This is a genomic window from Methylobacterium adhaesivum (genome assembly GCF_022179065.1).
GTDB classification, from domain to species: domain Bacteria; phylum Pseudomonadota; class Alphaproteobacteria; order Rhizobiales; family Beijerinckiaceae; genus Methylobacterium; species Methylobacterium adhaesivum.
The window spans coordinates 402735-422635 of sequence record NZ_BPQD01000003.1; the positions used below are offsets into that span (position 1 = coordinate 402735).

Annotated in this window: 19 protein-coding genes; 7 read left to right on the top strand and 12 right to left on the bottom strand. The window is 68.3% G+C overall.

From position 1 onward, the window contains the following. Nucleotides 1-113: 113 nt before the first annotated feature. Nucleotides 114-557 (top strand): VOC family protein, encoded by a 444-nt coding sequence (locus tag MFF01_RS05670; protein ID WP_238222818.1) that lies wholly within the window; start codon nucleotides 114-116, stop codon nucleotides 555-557. A gap of 7 nt (nucleotides 558-564) precedes the next feature. Here the strand turns inward: MFF01_RS05670 and MFF01_RS05675 are convergent, their stop codons facing one another. Further along, the gene (locus tag MFF01_RS05675; RefSeq protein WP_238222820.1) at nucleotides 565-1008 is read right to left on the bottom strand and encodes a cyclic nucleotide-binding domain-containing protein; all 444 of its coding nucleotides are present in this window, start codon (nucleotides 1006-1008) and stop codon (nucleotides 565-567) included. Nucleotides 1009-1306: 298 nt separating this feature from the next. Between MFF01_RS05675 and MFF01_RS05680 the strand changes: the two genes are divergently transcribed. Continuing rightward, on the top strand, nucleotides 1307-1501 hold the full coding sequence (locus MFF01_RS05680) for a con-10 family general stress protein (protein WP_056173408.1): 195 nt from the start codon (nucleotides 1307-1309) through the stop codon (nucleotides 1499-1501). A gap of 1045 nt (nucleotides 1502-2546) precedes the next feature. Here MFF01_RS05680 and MFF01_RS05685 read toward each other — a convergent pair. Beyond that, nucleotides 2547-3350 (bottom strand): response regulator, encoded by an 804-nt coding sequence (locus tag MFF01_RS05685; protein WP_056173403.1) that lies wholly within the window; start codon nucleotides 3348-3350, stop codon nucleotides 2547-2549. Nucleotides 3351-3535: 185 nt separating this feature from the next. Between MFF01_RS05685 and MFF01_RS05690 the strand changes: the two genes are divergently transcribed. Further along, complete coding sequence (locus MFF01_RS05690; RefSeq protein WP_238222822.1) at nucleotides 3536-3754, top strand: NepR family anti-sigma factor; 219 nt, start codon at nucleotides 3536-3538, stop codon at nucleotides 3752-3754. A gap of 131 nt (nucleotides 3755-3885) precedes the next feature. On the opposite strand, the gene MFF01_RS05695 is transcribed toward MFF01_RS05690, so the two are convergent. The 4 genes from MFF01_RS05695 to MFF01_RS05710 form a co-directional block, all read right to left on the bottom strand. Beyond that, complete coding sequence (locus tag MFF01_RS05695; protein ID WP_003599466.1) at nucleotides 3886-4062, bottom strand: DUF1328 domain-containing protein; 177 nt, start codon at nucleotides 4060-4062, stop codon at nucleotides 3886-3888. 46 nt (nucleotides 4063-4108) lie between these two features. Further along, entirely contained in the window at nucleotides 4109-4555 is a 447-nt protein-coding gene (locus tag MFF01_RS05700; protein ID WP_238222824.1) for a hypothetical protein, read from the bottom strand. A 116-nt stretch (nucleotides 4556-4671) separates the two neighbouring features. Then, complete coding sequence (locus MFF01_RS05705; protein ID WP_238222826.1) at nucleotides 4672-6069, bottom strand: carbohydrate porin; 1398 nt, start codon at nucleotides 6067-6069, stop codon at nucleotides 4672-4674. A 151-nt stretch (nucleotides 6070-6220) separates the two neighbouring features. Further along, on the bottom strand, nucleotides 6221-7561 hold the full coding sequence (locus MFF01_RS05710; protein ID WP_238222828.1) for an Nramp family divalent metal transporter: 1341 nt from the start codon (nucleotides 7559-7561) through the stop codon (nucleotides 6221-6223). Between the two features lie 207 nt (nucleotides 7562-7768). On the opposite strand from MFF01_RS05710, the gene MFF01_RS05715 reads away from it, so the two are divergent. Together MFF01_RS05715 and MFF01_RS05720 are read left to right on the top strand one after the other, a co-directional pair. Continuing rightward, nucleotides 7769-8686: an MBL fold metallo-hydrolase gene (locus MFF01_RS05715; RefSeq protein ID WP_238222830.1), complete on the top strand. Its 918-nt coding sequence runs from the start codon at nucleotides 7769-7771 to the stop codon at nucleotides 8684-8686. A 307-nt stretch (nucleotides 8687-8993) separates the two neighbouring features. After that, on the top strand, nucleotides 8994-9986 hold the full coding sequence (locus MFF01_RS05720; protein WP_238222831.1) for a catalase family peroxidase: 993 nt from the start codon (nucleotides 8994-8996) through the stop codon (nucleotides 9984-9986). Between the two features lie 27 nt (nucleotides 9987-10013). Here the strand turns inward: MFF01_RS05720 and MFF01_RS05725 are convergent, their stop codons facing one another. The 3 genes from MFF01_RS05725 to MFF01_RS05735 all read right to left on the bottom strand — a co-directional run bounded on the left by MFF01_RS05725 (nucleotide 10014) and on the right by MFF01_RS05735 (nucleotide 13404). Then, nucleotides 10014-10274 carry a hypothetical protein gene (locus MFF01_RS05725; protein WP_238222833.1) on the bottom strand — a complete coding sequence of 87 codons (261 nt, stop codon included), beginning with the start codon at nucleotides 10272-10274 and terminating at the stop codon, nucleotides 10014-10016. Nucleotides 10275-10439: 165 nt separating this feature from the next. Beyond that, nucleotides 10440-12386 (bottom strand): YgiQ family radical SAM protein, encoded by a 1947-nt coding sequence (locus MFF01_RS05730; RefSeq protein ID WP_373319655.1) that lies wholly within the window; start codon nucleotides 12384-12386, stop codon nucleotides 10440-10442. A gap of 238 nt (nucleotides 12387-12624) precedes the next feature. Then, a complete protein-coding gene (locus tag MFF01_RS05735; RefSeq protein WP_238222836.1) occupies nucleotides 12625-13404 on the bottom strand; it encodes a DUF1499 domain-containing protein in 780 nt (259 codons plus the stop codon). 147 nt (nucleotides 13405-13551) lie between these two features. Here MFF01_RS05735 and MFF01_RS05740 point away from each other — a divergent pair, with 147 nt between their 5' ends. After that, nucleotides 13552-14043, top strand: a complete 492-nt coding sequence (locus tag MFF01_RS05740) for a MarR family winged helix-turn-helix transcriptional regulator (protein WP_238222837.1) — start codon at nucleotides 13552-13554, stop codon at nucleotides 14041-14043. Nucleotides 14044-14207: 164 nt separating this feature from the next. Here the strand turns inward: MFF01_RS05740 and bamA are convergent, their stop codons facing one another. The 3 genes from bamA to MFF01_RS05755 all read right to left on the bottom strand — a co-directional run bounded on the left by bamA (nucleotide 14208) and on the right by MFF01_RS05755 (nucleotide 18223). Beyond that, complete coding sequence (gene bamA / locus MFF01_RS05745) at nucleotides 14208-16706, bottom strand: outer membrane protein assembly factor BamA (protein ID WP_238222838.1); 2499 nt, start codon at nucleotides 16704-16706, stop codon at nucleotides 14208-14210. Nucleotides 16707-16943: 237 nt separating this feature from the next. Next, nucleotides 16944-17666 (bottom strand): HAD family hydrolase, encoded by a 723-nt coding sequence (locus MFF01_RS05750; RefSeq protein WP_238222842.1) that lies wholly within the window; start codon nucleotides 17664-17666, stop codon nucleotides 16944-16946. Nucleotides 17667-17668: 2 nt separating this feature from the next. After that, nucleotides 17669-18223 (bottom strand): hypothetical protein, encoded by a 555-nt coding sequence (locus tag MFF01_RS05755; RefSeq protein WP_238222844.1) that lies wholly within the window; start codon nucleotides 18221-18223, stop codon nucleotides 17669-17671. A 111-nt stretch (nucleotides 18224-18334) separates the two neighbouring features. Between MFF01_RS05755 and MFF01_RS05760 the strand changes: the two genes are divergently transcribed. Continuing rightward, the gene (locus tag MFF01_RS05760) at nucleotides 18335-19732 is read left to right on the top strand and encodes an aminotransferase (protein WP_238222846.1); all 1398 of its coding nucleotides are present in this window, start codon (nucleotides 18335-18337) and stop codon (nucleotides 19730-19732) included. The last annotated feature ends 169 nt before the right edge of the window (nucleotides 19733-19901 follow it).

The following is a 19901-nucleotide window of genomic DNA, read 5'->3' on the forward strand; positions in this document are numbered from 1 at the left end:
CTCTTTCCCGCCGCAGGTGCCGGGAAGCGTCATGTGCGCCGGCCCTCCTCCGCCGGAGTTGATCCGGCGGCGGCCCTGGCCGAAGGATGGGGCGCACGGAACGGGGATCTCTCATGGCCGATACACAGACGTTGCCGGTTTCCGACATGGAGGATGCGCTGCGGGGCCTCGGTCCGGCGATCCACCTTGACCATTGCGTGATCCACGTCTCGGACTGGGCCCGGTCGACGGCGTTCTACCGCGACGTCCTCGGGGCCGAGATCGTGGAGCGCCCCGTGGGGGCCGCCTTTCGCTTCGGCGGGGTGCAGCTCAACGTCCACGGACCCGGCGTCGCGGCGACGCCCCTCGCCGAGAAGCCAGTGATGCCGGGCAACAGCGACCTGTGCTTCCGGTGGTCCGGCCCCATCGAGGGGGCGATGGCGCATCTCGCGACGCACGGAGTGCCGGTGGAACTCGGGCCGGTGGCACGCAACGGCGCGGCCGGGGCGGGGCTGAGCGTCTACTTCCGTGATCCGGACGGCTCGCTCTTGGAGTTCATCACCTACCCGGAGGCGTGAGGCACCCTCAGCCCTGGCGCTGCGCCAGTTGCTGGTTGGTCTGCTCAAGGCGCAGGGCGAGTTCGCGCATGACCGCGATGCCGATCTGCGGGAACTGCGCCAGGAGTTCGAGGAACACCGTCCGGTCGATGCGCAGGGCGGTGAGCGGCGTCAGGGCCGTCACCGTGGCCGAGCGCGGCTGCTCGGCGAGGATGCCCATCTCGCCGAGCAGGGCGTTCGCGCCCAGCAGGGCGAGGCGAAACGGCCCCTGCGGCCCGTCGATGGAGACTTCGGCCTCGCCTTCCAGGATGAGGTAGGCCGCGTCCGCCGTATCGCCGCGGGCGAACAGCCCCTGGCCGGCCTCGAAATGCACCCGCTCGCTGGTGAAGGCGAGGAGCTTCAGGCGCGACGGTTCCACGCCTCGGAACAGCGGCACCTGACGCAGGGACGAAACTTCGGTCTCGAGGGTCATCGGCCCGGCATCGGCGTGATCGGTGGTATCGCGACATACTCCATGGCGCATCCATGCGACTCGCGCGCGGATTGTCCAGCCCCGGCCTCCGCGCGGGACGGGATGGCCTGTGGGACGATCTCGACATGCGCGCGCTGCGCTTTGTCGCGGGCGATACAGCCTCGGTACGGTATCGTCGCCCTATACCGAACTTATAGCCACGCTTGTTGGCGATGCTTTCACTGGCGACCGTCTTGGACAAGGAACCATCGATATTGGTGAAGGTTGTCTTGGCAGTGAGAGCAATTCTGAGGAGGCGCTGATGGCATCGAACTCCACCTCGAAGCGAGGCTTTGCCTCGATGGATCTGGAACGGCAGCGCGAGATCGCGAGCAAGGGTGGGCGCAGTGTGCCCGCCGAAAAACGCTCCTTCTCGCAGGACCGCGAACTGGCGTCTTCCGCCGGCCGCAAGGGCGGTCAGTCCACGGGCACGGGCCGTCCAGGCGAAGATTGAGCGTTGCGGCGCGAGGCTCCCGATGGAGCCTCGCGCTTTTCGAGCAATCGATCGACAAACGAAAACAGGGGCTTCTCCACGCGGGAGAAGCCCCTGTTTTCGTATGAGAAGGATCGAGTGATCCGTACCTTTGCAAGGTCATAACGATAGACCTGTTCACAACCGCCGATTTGGAGCGAGCTACTGCTCCGGTCATCGATTGAGTTGCTCGTACGCGAATTGAATCCGCCCCGGGAAGACGTCGGCGCAGCTCGTTACGAGATGCACCGTCCGGGTAGCATGCGGCGGGCCTCGGGGCCGGCCAGGGAGCTTATGGCGCCTTCGCAGCCTTCACGCATCAGGCGTCGCACCTTCGGCTGATCCTTCTCGCTCGCGGTGCGGCCGTTCTGCCCAAGAACGGGTGATTCGGTCCGCGAAGCCGGCCGCGTGATGGAGGCCGTCCGGATCGGGCTGATCGCCGTAGGGGCGATGCGCTGGCCGGGAAGGTTCGTCTGAAGCACGACCGGAGCAGGGGCCGACCATTGGACAGCGACTTTCTGCACGGTCGGCTGGATCAGGACGGTCAGAATCGCTGCGGGGCCGCTGATGCTGAGAAGGAAGCCTGACCGAAACATCGCCGGTGTCTCCGAAAGGAGCTTGACATGATTTCATTCAAACGCCGATCGACCTCCAGGGTTCCTTGACTGTTTCGAATTGAGCCATGGTCAATAATCAGACCCTCTGAATTCCTTAAAAATTGAACGAATGGCGGGGCAATCGAGGCTCCCAGGTGTGGCGAAAAAACAGCAGTGTTCGCAAGAGAGTGGCTCTCAGGCGGGGCGTGGGAACGGGCGGGCGGCGAAACCGTTGTTCGATCACCCGGCCGCCTGGTCCTCCCCCCGCATCCCCTTGTGTAGAGGCCGGAACCTTTTCGACGGGCTGGAGAGCGATCTCCGGCCCGTTTTTTCGTGGGCGGCTCCCATCGTCCCGACACTGGCGCGGTCATGAAAAAAGCCCCGGCGCTGCCGGGGCTTTTGTTCGGTCACGACCCCGTTGCCTTGGACTGTCAGGCCGACTTGACTTCGCGACGGCGTGCACTCTGCTGGAAGAACAGAGCTTGGCTGATGACCGCCGAGACGTTGGCGGGCTGGAACGGCTTGGCGATGAGGAAGGCCGGCTCGGGGCGCTCGCCCGTGAGGAAGCGCTCCGGATAGGCGGTGATGAAGATCACCGGCACCTCGAAGGTCTTCAGGAGGTCGTTCACCGCATCGAGGCCGGAGCTGCCGTCCGCGAGCTGGATGTCGGCCAGGATCAGGCCGGGGCGCGTACCCTCGGAGGCGATCTTGATCGCTTCCGTGCGGGTGCGGGCGACGCCGATCACGTTGTGGCCGAGACCTTCCACCAGGGCTTCGAGGTCCATGGCGATGAGCGGCTCGTCCTCGATGATGAGGATTTCGGTGGCCATGTCGGCGGCGAGCTCGCGCCCCGCTTCGTCCACGAGGTCACGGACCTGGCTGACGTCGACGTCGAGGATGATCGCCGCATCCTCCTCGGAGAAGCCCTCGAGGCAGGAGAGCAGGAAGGCTTGGCGCGGCAGCGGCGTGATCTGGCCGAGGCGGACCTCCGCCGGCAGGTCGTGCTGCACCTGTTCGCTCTGGCCGTTCACTGACAGGGAATTCCAGATGCGCGTGAACACGCGAAAGAGGTCGGCTTTGACGTTGGCGCTGCGGCCGAGGGTCTCGGGCTCGTTCACGAGGGTCTCGAGCGTGGCGGCGACGTAGGCGTCGCCCGCGACTTGGCTGCCCGTAAGCGCCCGTGCGTAGCGGCGCAGATACGGCAGGTGCTGCACCACGAGTTGGGCTGTCGACATACTATCCCCTTGGCTTTGCCGTGCTGGCCGCCTCTTGGCCGTTCCGCCACAACGCGGAATGAAGTGCTCCGTTCCGCTGTGCGGGAACCGACGGTTCGCATCGGCGTTGCAGCTGCAGCCATGACCTAAGTCAAGCCGCAAGACAATTGCGGCGATGCCGATGCGGCATCGAGGGGAACCGACGTATGACAGACCACGACGAGGGCGGTTCCCCGCCGGGGGAGCGAGCCCTGCGTGCCGAGGACGATGCCCGTGGGCGCGGCTTGAGCGACCATACGCAGAAACGAATCGGTCTTCATCTCAGGGCGCTCTACGACACTGTCGTCCAGCAGCCCGTTCCGGATCGATTCCGTGACCTCATCGCACAACTCGAGGCCTCTCCATCCGACGAAACGGGCCCCTGAGACAGGAACGTCTGTCGCGTTTTGGACCCTGGTAGTAAGAAGGGCCGCCCGGCATGATGCTGGCGGCCCTTCTGGCGTTCGCGGTTACCCGGTTTGGGCGGGCCACCGGCCCGCCCGATCCAGATTTCCCGTTACAGCGTCGGCGAGCGGCCGCGCATCAGGCCGATGACGGCCGAGATGGCGAACAGAACGATGGCGACGAAGAAGACGAGCTTCGCGGCTTCCATGGCGGTGCCGGCGATGCCGCCGAATCCGAGCAGAGCAGCCACGAGGGCGACGACGAGGAAAGTAACGGCCCAGCCAAGCATCTGACTCTATCCTTCGAAAGATCCGGTGCAGCGTCCGGCTGCGACCTCATTGCACCGATAACGCCAAGTTTTCGTCCAGGTTCCGGCGTCTTTCGGCCGGGTGCGACGCGGAGCGAAGATTCTTCATCGTGGGCAGACGGTGAGGAGCGGTCCGTCGCAGGCCGAGGTGCGGCAAAGGAGGCCCGACGGCCCTGAACCACATCCTTGCCAGCCGGGCATCGGACTGGCAGATTTCCTGTACCGCCACGGTTCGCGAAGCATTGGGTTCGCGACGCAGGCGCGAGGGGCGGGTCACGGTGCGACGGATTGACGTTCCAGCCTGCGCAGAGATGCCGACGATCGTTAGGTTCGCGTTAACCGCCGCAGGAACCGGCCCGTCGCGGCCTGCGTTCGCCATCCGTCGTTTGATCAAGGAGTCCGCCATGAGAGAATCGTCCGTCGGATCGATCGCGCGGCGGCTCGTGAAGGCGGCGAGCTCGATGGGCGAAGCCATCGTCCGTGGTCTCGGAAGCCTCGTCGAGGGCGCATCCCCGGCGCCGCAACTCGTGCCGGTTCGGGTCCGCGCGGCACGTCGTCGATCGTAACGGTTGCGATCCCGCGGCGGTCTGGTCAGTAGACGACCGTCGACCGCATGCCGAGGACGACCCCGCCCTTGATCCGCGTTCCGGGCCGCGAGGAATTCTCGATCCCTCCGCCCGGATCGAACACCATCTGCACATCGGGTTGCACGGTCCAGCCGGGCACCACCTGCATCTGGTAGGTGAATTCGAGGCTCGCCTCCGCCTTGCGGACCGGCCCGGCTCCCATGCCGAAGGCCAGCCGGTCGCGGTCGAAGGCCCGGGCCGCCTCTCCGATCCGCGCGTAGATGAAGCTCGCACCGAACAGGTCGTCCGGCCGCCCCGGCACCAGTCCGGCGACGACGATGCCGCCATCGGCCCACAGGTCCACGAGGTTGCGGTCCGACGGGCTTCCCGACAGGCGTGCATAGACTGAAACCCCGCTCGATGGCCCGCCTCCTTCCGGCCGGTACAGCTGATGGTCGGCCACGGCGTAGAGGCCGCTGGTGCCGCGCAGGGCGCGCGCCGTGCCGAGGCTCGACGGGTCCGCGAGGTGCAGGCCCTCCGTGTCGAAGCGCGGGTCCGCGAACCGGCCGAAATGCCGGTAGCCCCCGAGCTTGAGGCTTGCCGCGAGGCCGGCCGTGTCCGGCTCCTGGTTCCGCCGCCACTGCACTTCGGCCATCACCAGGGGCGGGTCGCCGAGGCGGAAATTCGTGCCCCGGCGGTTCGCCACGCGCTGGTCGCCCGGATCGCCGTTGAAGACGGCCACGAGGGCGGACAGACCGGGTGTCGCATCGTAGCGTAGGCGCAGGCCGGGCGTGGCGAGGGGATAGGCCGGGCCGCCGCTCGGCAGATTGGCCCCCGTTATGGTCGGCCAGTCGTTGCTGAGGAACGGCTTGCCCGTGTCGGAGGCGAAGAACTCCCCGTCCGCCGCGAGCTGCCCGATCCGCAGGGCGAGGCCCGAGTCCCAGCGTCGTTCGAGCCAGAGTTCCGACAGGCGCGTGGTGGGATAGGCTTCGATGTTGCTCACCGTGATGAGCCGCCGGAAGCTGCGGTCGCGCAGGCCGCCGGTGTCGTGGATCTGGAACGCGTTGGCGAAGGCCGTGAGGCCGGACCATCCCATCATTCGCTCGAGATCGACGGCGAGGATCGCCTCGAACTTGCCGGCATAGATCGGCCCGGTGCGGATGCCGCCGTTGGGATTGCCCAGGACTTCGTTGGTGGACAGGACGGTGAGGTCGATCCCCCGGTCCCGCAGGGCGCTGCGCAGGCCGCCCGGATCGCCGAACGGCCCGAGGGTGGCGGCGATCGAGACCGGAAAATCCCCCTGCGGCTCGGCGGCGGCCGATTGCGGTGGCCGTTCGGGGAGCGCGGCCTCTTGTGCCGCCGCCCCCCAGGAGGCGGCGAGCAGCACCAGGGACAGGCGCGCGGCGAGGGAACGTCCTGGCATCACGCTTGGCATTGAGCCTCCGCTGAAGAGTTGAGCCATGGCTATATTTTGGGCGCGAGTTTGCCCTCGGCGCCCGGTTCGGTGTCCGGGACCGCGTGGTCGGCTCGGGGGAGATTCGGGTGCGGCGCGCCTCAGGCGACGCGCCGCCGGGTCAGGTGCCGGTCACGGTGTCGACGAGGAGCTTCACGTTGAGCGCCACGATAAGGGCCGCGATGGCCCAGGACAGGATCTTCAGCCACGTCGGGATCACGAGGGCACCCATCTTGGATCGGTCCGAGACGAACCGGACCAGGGGGATCACCGCGAAGGGCAGCTGCATCGACAAAACCACTTGGCTCAGCACGAGGAGCCGGGCCGTGCCGGCCTCGCCGTAGAGGGCCGTCACGCCCACCACCGGAACGATGGCGAGGCCCCGCGTGATGAGCCGGCGCGCCCAGTCCGGGATGCGCAGGCGCAGGAAACCCTCCATGACGATCTGGCCCGCGAGGGTCGCCGTGACGGTGGAGTTGAGGCCCGAGGCGAGGAGCGCCACGGCGAACAGGGTCGAGGCGATGCCGGCCCCCAGCAGCGGCGACAGCAGCTCGTAGGCCTGCTCGATCTCCTGGACCTCCGTGCGGCCGTTGGCGTGGAACACCGACGCCGCCAGGATGAGGATCGCGGCGTTGACGAACAGCGCCAGCATCAGGGCGATGGTGGAATCCGTCACCGCGAAGCGCAGGGCCTCGCGCCGACCCACCTCCGTGCGCGGGTAGGCGCGGGTCTGCACGATGGAGGAGTGCAGGTAGAGGTTGTGCGGCATCACCGTGGCGCCGATGATGCCGATGGCGATGTAGAGGGCGGCCGGATCGGTGACGATTCCGGGCGTCGGCAGGAAGCCGCCGAGCACCGCCTGCAGCGGCGGGTGCGCCAGGGCGATCTGGATGCCGAAGCACACGAAGATCACCCCCAGCAGGGCGATGACGAAGGCTTCCAGCGCGCGAAACCCGCGGCGCATGAGCAGCAGGATGAGAAAGACGTCCAAAGCCGTGATCGTCGCCCCGACGATGAGGGGCAGGCCGAACAGCAGCTTGAGGGCGATGGCGGTGCCGATGACCTCGGCGAGGTCGCAGGCGATGATCGCCGCCTCGCAGGCGAGCCACAGCACGAGGCCCACGGGGCGCGAATAGTGGTCGCGGCAGGCCTGGGCGAGGTCGCGGCCCGTGGCGATGCCGAGCCGCGCGGACAGCGCCTGCAGCACGATGGCCATGAGGTTCGACAGCAGGATGACCGAGAGCAGGGTGTAGCCGAACTGGGCGCCACCCGCGATGTCGGTGGCCCAGTTGCCCGGGTCCATGTAGCCCACCGAGATCATGTAGCCCGGCCCGAGGAAGCCGAGGAGGCGCCGCAGCCACGAGCCGGTCTGCAGCACCGGAACGCTGCCGTTCAGGGCACCGAGGCTCGGCTGCTCCTGCGTGTCGCGGTGGAAGCGCCACGCTTTGTCTTGATAGCCCATCGGTTCGAACGATCCCCATGCGGCGGCCCGGACGCCGCGCTTCAGCTTCGGTGTCCACGATATAGTATCGGCTATAATGAAAATAAAAGGCTTCATTCGCTGGGCGTTGTCGCCTGCCCGGCGATGGCGTAGGGGCGGGGCCGATCCGCCCTGCCCTCGGGGCCGCGAGAGCGAACGCCATAAGCGAAACTCGATGAGCGAAACGCGATGAGCGAACCCCCCGACCGTCCGGAACTCGACGGCGCCCTGCCCCGGAGCGGCGAGACCCGGCAAGTGTCGCCCCTCGTGCGCCGCCGCGTCTGCGCCAACGCCAGTCCCTTCACGGCGAGCGGCACCTGCACGTACATCGTCGGTGAAGGGACCGTGGCGGTCATCGATCCCGGGCCGGAGGATGCCGGGCACGTCGATGCCCTCCTGGCCTCTATGCCGGGCGAGCGGGTCGGCGCCATCGTGGTCACCCACACCCATCGCGATCATTCGCCGGGTGCGCGCCTGCTCCAGGCGCGGACGGGGGCGCCCATCGTCGGCTGCGGCCCGCACCGGGCGGCGCGGGACCTGGCGGAGGGCGAGTTCGCCCATCTCGATGCCAGCGCCGACCGCGCCCATGCTCCGGACCGGCTCATGCGCGAGGGCGACACACTGGAGGGCGACGGCTGGACCCTCGCGGCGGTGGAGACGCCGGGCCACACCATGAACCACCTCGCCTTCGCCTTGCCCGAGGAGGCGGCCCTGTTCTCGGGCGACCACGTCATGGCGTGGTCGACGAGCATCGTCGCCCCGCCGGACGGTTCCATGCGCGCCTACATGGCCTCCCTCGACAAGCTGCGCGAGCGCGGCGAGACGGTGTACTGGCCGGGCCACGGCGGGCCGGTGCGCGATCCGCGCCGGTTCGTGCGCGGGCTCGCCGCCCATCGGCGCCAGCGCGAGACCGCGATCCGCGCCCGCGTCGAGGCCGGCGACCGCGATGTCCGCGCCATCGTGGCGGCGATCTATCAGGGCCTGAACCCCGCGCTGCACGGCGCCGCCGCCCTCTCGGTCTTCGCCCATCTCGAGGATCTGGCGGAGCGCGGTCTGGTGCTCACCGACGGGCCACCCCGTTTGGAGGGACGCTACGCGCCGGCCTAAGATCGAAGCCCGATCGGCTCGAGGCTTCGAATGGCTGTTCGAGGGTGATTCCAAGATGATCCGTGATGATCCGCTCGAATGCGGCGGCTCAAGGAAGTGGACTTCGCCGCACTGTCCGCCCTCGACCCGCTGCGGGTGTTGGGGGAGTCTGCTATCGCGCGGGTGATGCGACGGGCCAGTACGACTTGACCGGATCGAGCATATCGAGCCCAACTCGAACAGGCCGCCCTCGTCTCCGATGGGAAGCATTCTACTTCGCCCAGGCGGCCGATCGCACGTGTCGCAATCACTCCCCAGAGAGGTACAGATGTCGGTCTTACGGTACGCGCAGTCTGCGGTCGCAGGCGTCGCGCTGGCGCTCGTCATGGGAGTACCAGCCATGGCGCAGGACGCTTCGACGGCCGAGCAGACCATCGACGTGATGAACACCCTGTTCGGCAAGCACTCGGGCAAGCGGGCCAATCACGCGAAAGGCGTGGTCGCCGAGGGCAGCTTCACCCCCTCTGCCGACGCGGCCAAGATCAGCAAGGCGTCCCTGTTCCAGGGGCCGGCTGTCCCGGTGACCATCCGCTTCTCGGATGCGACCGGTGTCCCGACGATTGCGGACGGCGCCGCCAATGCCAATCCGCACGGCATGGCGCTCAAGTTCAAGCTCACCGACGGCTCGGAGATGGATGTCGTCGTGAACGCCCTCGCCTACTTCCCCGTCGCCACCGGCGAGGAGTTCCGCGACCTCCTCAAGGCGGTGTCCGAGAGCGGCCCGGACGCGAAGAAGCCGACCGCCCTGGAGCGCTTCGTCGCCACGCACCCCGCCGCCGCCACCGCCGGCAAGACGGCCAAGACGCCTTCGAGCCTCGCCCGGCAGACCTACAACGGCGTGAACGCCTTCGTCTTCGTCGACAAGGACGGCAAGCGGCAGCCGTTCCGGTTCAAGTTCGTGCCCGTCGACGGTGAGGAAATCCTGCCCGCCGAGGAGGCGGCCAAGCGGGATCCGAACTTCCTGATGGATGAGATCGGCCCCCGCATCGCCAAGGAGCCGGCGAAATTCCGGGTTCTAGCGCAACTCGCCGAGGCGGGCGACCCGACCAACGACGCCACGAAGCCGTGGCCCGAGAGCCGCAAGACCGTCGACCTCGGCACCCTGACCGTGAGCAAGGCCGTGCCGAACAGCGCTGAGGCCGAAAAGCCGCTGCTGTTCATGCCGAACGCACTCACCGACGGCATCGAGGTCTCTGACGATCCCCTCATCGACGCGCGCGTTCAGGCCTACGCCGTGTCGTTCGGCCGGCGCTCGCAATAAAGAATCACTTCAGCGGGATCGCCGGTCCTAGCGGGCGGTCCCGGCAGCGGGGGCGGAGGAACCCGCGGGGCGGGACGACTCGGGCGTTCCGGTACGGGCGCCCTCCTTCGTCGCGGCCGAGCCGGTCAGCCCTCCGGCGCCGACGCTTCCCGTCGCCTTGTCGGCGTCCGTGCCGCCCCGTGTCGGCGGCTTGGCGGCGCTGCCCGCGTTCTCCGTCGCCCCGGCGCTGCCCGCGAGACAGCTGAGGAGCGTCGCCCCGAGGAAAATGGCGCGTTGAGACTTGCCCATGTTCGGTCCGTTCCTGGCTGCACCGATGCTGCTGCGTGACCAACGAAAGGCCGGTCGTCAGCGTTCCAGGGGGGATGTCTGGCTGGAGGGGAGCATCCGGTTCGAGGCACGGACTCTTCGAAAGCCTCCCGCAAACCACCCGGTGACCAGTGGCGCGGAAAATCGTCACTTCCTCAGTGGGATGCCCTTCGTGGTGAAGCGCGGCGCGCCCGGATGGCGCATGGGGCGCGGCTGGCCTTGCCCCTTGCCCATCCCCGTGCCCGGCGGCTGCGAGGCCGGCACGAGCTGGTCCGGCCTCGGCCCGATGAGATCCGCCCGGCCCATCGCCCGCAGCGCCTCGCGCAGGACGGGCCAGTTCTCGGGATCGTGGTAGCGCAGGAACGCCTTGTGCAGCCGGCGCTGCCGCAGCCCCTTGATCGCGTCGACTGGCTCGCTGCCGCCGCGCCGCACGCCCTCCAACGGGTTGATCTCGGTGTGATACATGGTCGTGGCCGTCGCCATGGGCGAGGGCAGGAACGTCTGGACCTGATCGGCGCGGTAGTCGTTCTTCTTCAGCCAGATGGCGAGGTTCATCATGTCCTCGTCCGTCGTGCCCGGATGCGCCGCGATGAAATACGGGATCAGGTAGTATTTCTTGCCGGCCTTCTTCGCAGCGGCGTCGAACATCTCCTTGAAGCGGTCGTAGGTGCCGATGCCCGGCTTCATCATCAGGTCGAGGGGGCCGCGCTCGGTGTGCTCGGGCGCGATCTTGAGACGGCCACCGACGTGGTGGGTCACGAGTTCCTCGACGTATTCGGGGCTGCGCACCGCCAGATCGTAGCGCACGCCGGAGGCGACCATCACCTTCTTGACGCCCTCCACCTCGCGGACCTTGCGGTAGAGCCGGATGAGGTCGTCGTGCGAGGTGTTCAGGTTCGGGCAGATGTCGGGAAACACGCAGGACGGCAACCGGCACGCGGACTCGATCTTCGGGTCCTTGCAGGCCATCCGGTACATGTTGGCCGTGGGGCCACCGACGTCGGAGATCACGCCCGTAAAACCCGGCGTCTTGTCGCGGATCAGCTCGATCTCGCGCAGGATCGACTCTTCCGAGCGGTTCTGGATGACGCGGCCCTCATGCTCGGTGATCGAGCAGAAGGTGCAGCCGCCAAAGCAGCCGCGCATGATCGTCACCGAGAACTTGATCATGTCCCAGGCGGGAATCTTCGCATCGCCGTAGGCGGGATGCGGCGCGCGAGCGTAGGGCAGATCGTAGACCGCATCCATCTCCTCGCTGGAGAGCGGGATCGGCGGCGGGTTCAGCCACAAATCGCGGTCGCCGTGGCGCTGGACGAGGGGGCGGGCGTTGCCGGGGTTGGCCTCCCGGTGAAGCACACGGCTCGCGCGGGCATAGGCCTCCTTGCAGTCCTTCACCTCGTCGTAGGCGGGGAGCCGGATCACGGTGTCGCCGGGCTTGCGGGCGGCGGCCTCGTCGGCGGAATCGAGGTCGTCGGCGGGCAGCTCGACGTAATGCTCGGGCACGCGGCGGAACAGGGCGACGCCCCGGACGGAATCGAGGTCGCGCGGCGCCTCGCCGGCCGCCAACCGGTTCGCCACCTCGACCACGGCGCGCTCGGCATTGCCGTAGAGGAGGAGATCGGCCTTCGCGTCCGCCAGGATCGAGCGGCGCACCTTGTCGGACCAGTAATCGTAGTGGGCGATGCGACGCAGGGACGCCTCGATGCCGCCGAGGATGATCGGCACGTCCTTGTACGCCTCGCGGCAGCGCTGCGTGTAGACGATGGTGCAGCGGTCCGGGCGGGCGCCGCCTTCCCCGCCCGCCGTGTAGGCGTCGTCGCTGCGCAGGCGCCGGTCCGCCGTGTAGCGGTTCACCATGGAATCGAGGTTGCCGCCGGTGACGCCGAAGAACAGCGTCGGCTTACCCAGGGCCTTGAACGGCTCCGCCGACTGCCAGTCGGGCTGCGCGATGATGCCGACCCGGAAGCCTTGCGATTCGAGCAGCCGGCCGATGATGGCCATGCCGAAGCTCGGGTGATCGACATAGGCGTCACCCGTGACGAGGACGATGTCGCAGGCGTCCCATCCGAGCCGGTTCATCTCGGCGCGGCTCATGGGCAGGAACGGCGCCGCCGGCCTGGAACCGGGCAGCTTGGTGACGAGGGGAGCCGAGAATCGGCTTGCGGACACTTCGAGGTTCATGGGTTCGGTGCATAGACCGCCGGGGCCGCGATCTCAACGCATGGCGGCGCGGGGGCGGGCGCCGCGACCGCGACGAAGCGGCCGCGACTTTCGTCCGTGCCGGAAGGCGGATTGCCGAAACGCCGAGGCGGCCGGGTCTTGGCCCCCGTCGTTACTTCACCGCGATGGCGAGGTTGGCGACTTCGTCGAGATAGGCCCGGATGCGGTCGGCGTTGGCGCCGAAATCGTGGCCGCCGAGGCGCGAGGCCGAGCGCACGTCGATGCGGGCGCCGTCGGCCCGCGGATGGACCCGGACGGTGACGTCGTCGGCGAGGTTGAGGAGAAGACCGCGCGACACCGCCTCGATCCGGCCGTTGCCGATCCGGCCACCGGGGCGGATCGCCTCGACGATCTGCCAGCGCCGGTTCACCGCCGCCTTGCGGGCGAGCTCGAAGGCGACGTCGGCGTCGAGGTCGAGGGTCAGGGGGGCGATCTGCGGATAGGCCGCGCGCTGGGCCGCCCGCGCCGCCGGGCCGGGTTCGGGCGGATAGCGCCCGTCCCGAGCGGCATAGGCGGCGTGCGAGCGCGAGAAGGCCGGCGGGTTGTCGATATCGGTGGAGATGTCCGTGAGCGCCGGCTGGCGCAGGGCGCGCAGGCCCACGAAGGCCGGATAGGCCAGCAGCGCGCAGGCGACGAACAGGCCCGTCAGCGCGGCGCCGAGACCGCGCGCACCCTCGCGCCAGACCCGCACGAAAGCGAAGACCGCCAGCGCCACGGCGACCAGGGCCAGCCCGAGCCCGGCGCCGAGGGTGACCAGGGCGGGGCCGGCCTCCGCCCGTGGATCGCGCACGAGGAGCACGGCGAACAGGGTGACGAAGAGTGCGAGGAACGCCACCGTGCGGGCGAGCGGGCCGGCGCGGGTGACGGGATCTTCGAAGGGCAGACGACGCATGGGCTGGCGAACGATCCCTGTCGGGCGGGCTGCCCATCACACGGCCCTGCGGGACGAACCCGGCGGGCGCCCAAGCTTTACCGGGCGCGGGCACGGCGCGCCACCCGTGCTTCCGCTGGCGGTCGGTTCTGCTATAGCGGGCTGATCATGAGCGCGACCGCCCCCGACCGTTCCGAGGCGTTGCCGGAGACCGAGGGCCCGGACCCGCTCCGGGTCTGGTTCCGCTTCATCCGCCTCAACCGCCGCGTCACCGCCGCCATGGCCGGCGAGCTGCGGGGCCTCGGCCTGTCGATCCCGCAATTCGATGCGCTCTCGACCCTGACGGAGCGCGAGGGCCTGACCCAGCAGGATCTCGCCGCCCGCCTCTACGTCACCAAGGGCAACGTCTCGGGCCTCGTCGACCGCCTCGTGGAGGCCGGCTGGGTCGAGCGCCGGGCGATTCCGGGCGACCGGCGCTCGCACGCCCTTTACCTCACCGTAGCCGGGTCCGACCTCGCCGCCCGAGGCATCGCGGCGCAGAAGGCCTATGTCGCCCGGACGCTGGGCCGCCTTGCCCCGGACGACATCGCGGCCTTCGAGGGGTTGGTTCTGCGCTGGCGCGACGTCGCCCGCGCCGATGCGGCCGAGGCCGCGCCCTAGGGCATCGGACCGAAAAGTGGACCCACTTTTCGGAATGATCTGATGCAAAATTAAAGACTTAAAGCGTCGGATCGGATGTCTTCGCCGGTCCGACGCTTTAGGGGCCCGACCGGATCGGCCGATGCTGCGAGAGGGGCGGCGTGCCCGCCGTCCCGGTCCAGAAGTCAGAACTTCGTCCCGCCCGAGAACCGGAAGGATTGGGTCTGGTCCTTGCCGACCCGCCCGAGATAGGTGCCATCGGTGGCGTAGGTCCGCACGCCCTCGTCCTTGGTCAAGGCGTAGGCGTAGTCGAAGCGGATCGGACCCAAGGGCGAGTTCCAGAGGATCGAGGCGCCGATCGAGGAGCGGATCGTCATCTTGTCGCGCACGTTCACGCATTCGGGCTCCACGCCGACCGTCGAGGCGCTGTAGCTGCATCCCGTCGTCGGACTGTAGCCGTTGATGATCCCGTCGCCGTTCACGTCGAAGGTCCGCTTGCCCTTGTAGCCGAACAGGGTGCCGGCATCGGAGAACAGGGCCCCCTTCAGGCCGAGATCGCGCGGGATGCCCGGCAGGGGGAACTGCACCTCGGCGGTGCCGCCGAAATAGGTGGAGCCGCCGAGTGCGTTCGAGCGCGAATCCGAGGTTCCCACGTCGCGCGGGCCGATGCCGTTGACCGCGAAGCCACGGACCAGGGACGGACCCAGAAAGAACTGGTCGGTGATCCGCAGGGGGTTGCCATCGGTGGCGCCGATATGGCCGCCCTGAAACTTGAGAAATCCGACCACGTCCTCGGCGAATTCCCTGTAGTAGCGTGCCTCGCCGGTCACCCGGTAGAAGTTGGAATCGCCGCCGAGGCCCGCGATGTCGGGCTTCAGTTCGGCGTAGAAGCCGTTCCTGGGCGCCGCCAGATTGTCGAGCGTGGAATAGGCCAGCGTCGCGCCGATCAGCGAGGTCAGGGTCGAGCCCTGCGACGACTTGATGGCGATGGAGGCTTCGCCATCCGCCGTGCAGGTCGGGTAGACGGCGCTGCCGCTCGCGTTGACGGTGGTATAGCCGCTGATCGGGTTGGTGCAATCGTCGTAGGGTTGCTTGAGGGTGTTGGGCACCTTCAGCTCGGTGTTGTACAGCGAGTAGCGGAAGGTCACCCCGAGTTCTTCCGTCACGGGCAGGCCGACGCGAAGCTGGCCGCCATAGACCGTCGTGTTGTATCGCGAATAGCGGGCTTGATTGGAATACTTGTAGAAGACGTCGAAGCCGGCGGCCATGCGATCATCGAGGAAGTACGGCTCGGTGAACGAGAAATCGACACCGCGGGTATACTGGCCGGCGGTTCCGGCGACGCGGACGTACTGGCCGCGGCCGAGGAAGTTCGACTCGGAGACCGAGACCTCGCCGATGATGCCGTCCTGGGTCGAGTAGCCACCGGCCACCGAGAATGAACCCGTGGGCTGATCCTCGACGTCGATGTTGATGATCACCCGGTCGGCGGCCGAACCCGGCTCGTTGGAGAAGCGGACCTTCTTGAAGAAGCCGAGGCCGTTCAGGCGGCGCTCGGCCCGGTCCGTGAGCACGCGGTTGTAGGCATCGCCCTCGGTGATATCGAGTTCGCGGCGGATGACGTAGTCGCGGGTGCGGGTGTTGCCGCGGATGTTGATGCGCTCGACGTAGACGCGCGGCCCGTCTTCGACGACGAAGCCGAGGGCGACCGTGTGGGTCGCCGGATCGCGCTGTCCCGTGGGGCGCACCTGGGCGAAGGGATAACCCTGGCGGGCGACCTGATTGGTGACGCCGCTGAGGGTCCGTTCGACATCCTCGGCGTTGTAGACGTCGCCGACCTGGGCGCGGACCTCGCCGTCGAGGCCCCGGGCATCGAGGCCGGGCAAGCGCGAATCGATGGCGACGGCGCCGACCTTGTACTGCTGGCCTTCCTCGACGATGACGTCGATGACCCAGCCGGCATCGGTTTCCGCCTCGACGTAGCGGGCATCGGCCTTCACGACGCGGAAGTCGGCGTAGCCGTTCTTGAGGTAGAAGCGCCGCACGAGGTCGAGATCGTTGGTGATCCGGTCGGGATCGTAGACGTCCGAGGTCTTGATGAACGACAGGAAGTTCATCTCCGACGAGGACATCAGCTCCTTCAGCTTCGAATCGGAGTATGCCTGATTGCCGGTGAAGTTGATCGCCTTGATGCCGGTCTTGTCGCCTTCCTCGATGACGTAGATCACGTCGAGGCGGCCGTTCGGCAGGTCGACGGTGCGATACGTCACCTTGGCCGTGCCTCGCCCGGCCTGCTTGTAGAGGGCGCGGATCCGCTCGACATCGCCCTGGGCCTGCGCCGGATCGAGCGGTGCGTGATCGCGCGTCACGATGGCGGCCTTCAGCGTCGCCGTCTCGACCTTCTTGTTGCCCTCGAAGACCACGCGATTGACCGATGCCCGTTCGCGGACCCGGATCACCGTCCGGCCCGCCTCCGTCGCGACCGTCACGTCGGAGAAGTATCCGCTGGCGAGGAGCGCCTGACGGGGCCTGTCGGGGGCACTCGCCACGATCGAACGGATCACATCCGCCTCCACGCGGCGGTTGCCTTCGACGGCGATTTCGGCCGCGTGGGTGGCCGTCGTGGACGAGAGCAGCGCGAGGGCGATGAGGTGGAGACCACCCGGTATTCGTGACGGCGACATCGATACGCTCCGGGGCAAGAACTCCGGCACCGCTATCTGTGGGAAATTTTCACACGTCAATCGACGGCGCGGCGTGCTGGTGTGGGTCCACACGCCGAGAACGTGATCGGTCGCTTTCGGCCGGGAGGCGAAACGCGGCCTTCCGAAGGATGGCGCCTGCCCGATCGGGCGCGCGGGGCGCCGCGACCCGATCCCCGATGGGTTGCAGTCCCTCGGCTGGTCGCTGCGGTGGATCCCTCAGCCGTCGATGGCGGCCAGGAGCGCCGGCAGGTCGTGGATCGAGTCGATGAGATGGTCGGCGTGGGGCCGCATGGCGTCCCGAGCGTCCGTCCCCATGGGGCCGCTCAGGACCACGATGGCGACGGCCCCGGCGCTGCGTGCCGCGCCGGTGTCGGCAGTCGTGTCGCCGACGAGGGCGATGCGGCCCGGCGCGACGCCGACATGCTCGGCGAAGGCCAGGACCATGCCGGGTCCGGGCTTGGCGCCGTGGCCGGTATCGTAGCCCGCGACGAATCCGAGATGCGGCGAGAGGCCGAGGCGGTCGGCCTGGGCGCGGGCCGAGGCTTCCGCGTCGTTGGTGGCGATGCCGAGTGTATAGCCGGCCGCGCGAAGGTTCGCGGCGAGAACGGCCGGCGCGCCGATGGGGTGGAGGGAGCGCAGCGCCGCCTCGCGGAACAGGCGGTCCATCTCGGCGTAGAGCACCGGCCCGGCGGGGCGGCCGAGCGCCGCCGCCCAGAGCGGTCCGTAGACGGACGAGGCCCCGGCCAGCAGCGGCGAAGTCGGCAGGAAGCGTCGCTCGGCCTCGACGTAGTGGCTCACCCGCACGAGGTCATCGAACCGCGCGCGGTCGCCGTCCGCCAGGGTTGTCATCACCGCATGGGCGGCCGGCCCCCAGGTGCGGTCGAAATCGATGAGCGTCCCGTCCTTGTCGAACAGGATGCCGCTGAGGCGCTGTCCCATCCTCAGGCCGCCGCCGAGATCTTCTCGACCTCGACCACGAGGCCGTTCGGCGTCATCCGCTCGCGCGCCACCATCCGGTCGCCGGGCGCGAACACCCCGAGATTCACGTCGCGGTCGGGCAGTACCACAGTGGTGATCTTGTTGAGGTGCACGAGGACGTGGCGTTTCTGGGCGAGCGACGACACGGCCCAGCGCTTGAGCTGGCCGTAATACGGCTCGCGCCGCCACGCGTTGGGCTGGCCCGGATCGACCTGCACGTTCATGTGGCGCGACACCGGATCGAGGCTGAGCACCATCTTGGCGCGGTCGGGCTTCCATTCGGGGCCGAGCCAGGCCTCCGTCATCCAGAGGCAGTGAAAGGCGCGACAATGGTCGGGCCGCGTCGCGTGGATGGCGCAGCCCCTCCCCTGCTTCGTGTGCCGGCACCATTGCCCGGCCGCGCTCTCGACGGCGGGGACATCGTAGACCTTGCAGCACAGGGTGCACGACCCGCAGGCCCGGCCGGGGGCCGGGGTCGCGACGACGCTCGCGGGATCGAGGGTGGTGGGCGAGAGCATGACGGGGACGGTCCGGTGCGGCGCGGAACGGGTTTGTGCGGCGGCATCGGGCCGTTAGTGTGACGGCCCGACCGGCGCCGCGTGCGGCCCGCTTCATGAAACGGAGTTCCGATGCTCTCGAACCTGGCGGCCCGCGACGTCGAGACCCTGATCCATCCCTACACCAACCTCGCGACGTTCCGCGAGACGGGGGGGCTCGTGCTGGAGCGCGGCCACGGCGTCTGGGTCTACGACAGCGACGGTCGCCCCTACCTCGAGGGCATGGCGGGCCTGTGGTGCACGGCGCTCGGCTATTCCAACGAGGAGCTGGTGGAGGCGGCCAAAGAGCAGATGTCGCGCCTGCCCTTCACGCACCTGTTCTCCGGGCGCAGCCACGACCCGGCCATCGAGCTCGCCGAGACCCTCAAGGAGCTGATGCCGGTCCCGACCTCGAAGATCTTCTTCACCTCGTCGGGTTCCGAGGCCAACGACACCCAGGTCAAGCTCACCTGGTACCTCAACAACGCCCTCGGGCGCCCGAAGAAGAAGAAGATCGTTTGCCACGTGAAGGGCTATCACGGCGTCACGGTGGCCACCGCCTCGATGACGGGGCTGCCCGCCAACCACGCCGACTGGGATCTGCCCCTGCCGGGCTTCCTCCACACGGGCTGCCCGCACCATTACCGGTTCGGACAGGAGGGCGAGACCGAGGAGGCGTTCTCGACGCGGCTCGCCGCCGAACTCGAAGCCCTGATCCAGCGCGAGGGACCGGAGACCGTCGCGGCCTTCGTCGCCGAGCCGGTGCTCGGCGCCGGCGGCGCCATCGTGCCCCCGGCCGGCTACTACGCCAAGATCCAGGCGGTGCTGGAGCGCCACGACGTGCGCTTCATCGCCGACGAGGTGATCTGCGGCTTCGGACGGCTGGGCACCTGGTTCGGCTCGGAGGCCCTTGGGATGCGGCCCGACAGCCTGTCCTTCGCCAAGGCGGTGACCTCGGGCTACATGCCGCTCGGCGGCATCTCCATCGACGAGCCGCTCTACCGCTACATGGTCTCGCAGAGCGCCAAGCTCGGCACGTTCGGCCACGGCACCACCTATTCGGGGCACCCCGTCGCCTGCGCGGTGGCCCTGAAGACCATCGCGATCTACCGTCGCGACGGCATCGTCGAGGGCGTCGCCCGCAAGGCGCCGCACTTCCAGGCCCGCCTGTCGGCCCTGGCCGATCACCCCATCGTCGGCGAGGCACGGGGGCTCGGCCTCATCGGCGGCCTTGAGATCGTCGCCTGCAAGAAGACCAAACGCCAGTACGATCCGAAGGCCGGCGTCGCCGCCCGCTGCGTCGCCTTCGCGCAGGCCGAGGGGTTGATCGTGCGCTTCCTCGCCGGGGACCGCGTCGCGGTCTGCCCGCCCCTCGTCATCGCGCCCGACGAGATCGACACCCTGTTCGACCGCCTCGCCCGCGCCCTGGACCGGACCCAAGCCTGGATCGCCTCGGAGGGCTTGGAGCCCCTCCCCGCCCCGCGTGGCTGAGACGCCGCAGGCAAGCATCAATCGAAGTAGAATTCGCATTGCAGCGAGATTTGTTGCGGTGCCGCGCCATCAATCACGAGTTTGTCAACTGCGGTACTCGTGATGAGAAACAAGGCTGCCGTTATTCCAGGCAGCCCAGTAGTCTTAATCCTCCGTTCATGTTGCCACG

What these genes read in the sequence shown, in the direction of transcription:
- MFF01_RS05670 (WP_238222818.1), top strand. Translation starts at nt 114, where the DNA reads ATGGCCGATACACAGACGTTGCCGGTTTCCGACATGGAGGATGCGCTG.
- MFF01_RS05675 (WP_238222820.1), bottom strand. Translation starts at nt 1,008, where the DNA reads ATGACCCTCGAGACCGAAGTTTCGTCCCTGCGTCAGGTGCCGCTGTTC.
- MFF01_RS05685 (WP_056173403.1), bottom strand. Translation starts at nt 3,350, where the DNA reads ATGTCGACAGCCCAACTCGTGGTGCAGCACCTGCCGTATCTGCGCCGC.
- MFF01_RS05690 (WP_238222822.1), top strand. Translation starts at nt 3,536, where the DNA reads ATGACAGACCACGACGAGGGCGGTTCCCCGCCGGGGGAGCGAGCCCTG.
- MFF01_RS05695 (WP_003599466.1), bottom strand. Translation starts at nt 4,062, where the DNA reads ATGCTTGGCTGGGCCGTTACTTTCCTCGTCGTCGCCCTCGTGGCTGCT.
- MFF01_RS05700 (WP_238222824.1), bottom strand. Translation starts at nt 4,555, where the DNA reads ATGGCTTCGCCCATCGAGCTCGCCGCCTTCACGAGCCGCCGCGCGATC.
- MFF01_RS05705 (WP_238222826.1), bottom strand. Translation starts at nt 6,069, where the DNA reads ATGCCAGGACGTTCCCTCGCCGCGCGCCTGTCCCTGGTGCTGCTCGCC.
- MFF01_RS05710 (WP_238222828.1), bottom strand. Translation starts at nt 7,561, where the DNA reads ATGGGCTATCAAGACAAAGCGTGGCGCTTCCACCGCGACACGCAGGAG.
- MFF01_RS05715 (WP_238222830.1), top strand. Translation starts at nt 7,769, where the DNA reads ATGAGCGAACCCCCCGACCGTCCGGAACTCGACGGCGCCCTGCCCCGG.
- MFF01_RS05720 (WP_238222831.1), top strand. Translation starts at nt 8,994, where the DNA reads ATGTCGGTCTTACGGTACGCGCAGTCTGCGGTCGCAGGCGTCGCGCTG.
- MFF01_RS05725 (WP_238222833.1), bottom strand. Translation starts at nt 10,274, where the DNA reads ATGGGCAAGTCTCAACGCGCCATTTTCCTCGGGGCGACGCTCCTCAGC.
- MFF01_RS05730 (WP_373319655.1), bottom strand. Translation starts at nt 12,386, where the DNA reads ATGAGCCGCGCCGAGATGAACCGGCTCGGATGGGACGCCTGCGACATC.
- MFF01_RS05735 (WP_238222836.1), bottom strand. Translation starts at nt 13,404, where the DNA reads ATGCGTCGTCTGCCCTTCGAAGATCCCGTCACCCGCGCCGGCCCGCTC.
- MFF01_RS05740 (WP_238222837.1), top strand. Translation starts at nt 13,552, where the DNA reads ATGAGCGCGACCGCCCCCGACCGTTCCGAGGCGTTGCCGGAGACCGAG.
- bamA (WP_238222838.1), bottom strand. Translation starts at nt 16,706, where the DNA reads ATGTCGCCGTCACGAATACCGGGTGGTCTCCACCTCATCGCCCTCGCG.
- MFF01_RS05750 (WP_238222842.1), bottom strand. Translation starts at nt 17,666, where the DNA reads ATGGGACAGCGCCTCAGCGGCATCCTGTTCGACAAGGACGGGACGCTC.
- MFF01_RS05755 (WP_238222844.1), bottom strand. Translation starts at nt 18,223, where the DNA reads ATGCTCTCGCCCACCACCCTCGATCCCGCGAGCGTCGTCGCGACCCCG.
- MFF01_RS05760 (WP_238222846.1), top strand. Translation starts at nt 18,335, where the DNA reads ATGCTCTCGAACCTGGCGGCCCGCGACGTCGAGACCCTGATCCATCCC.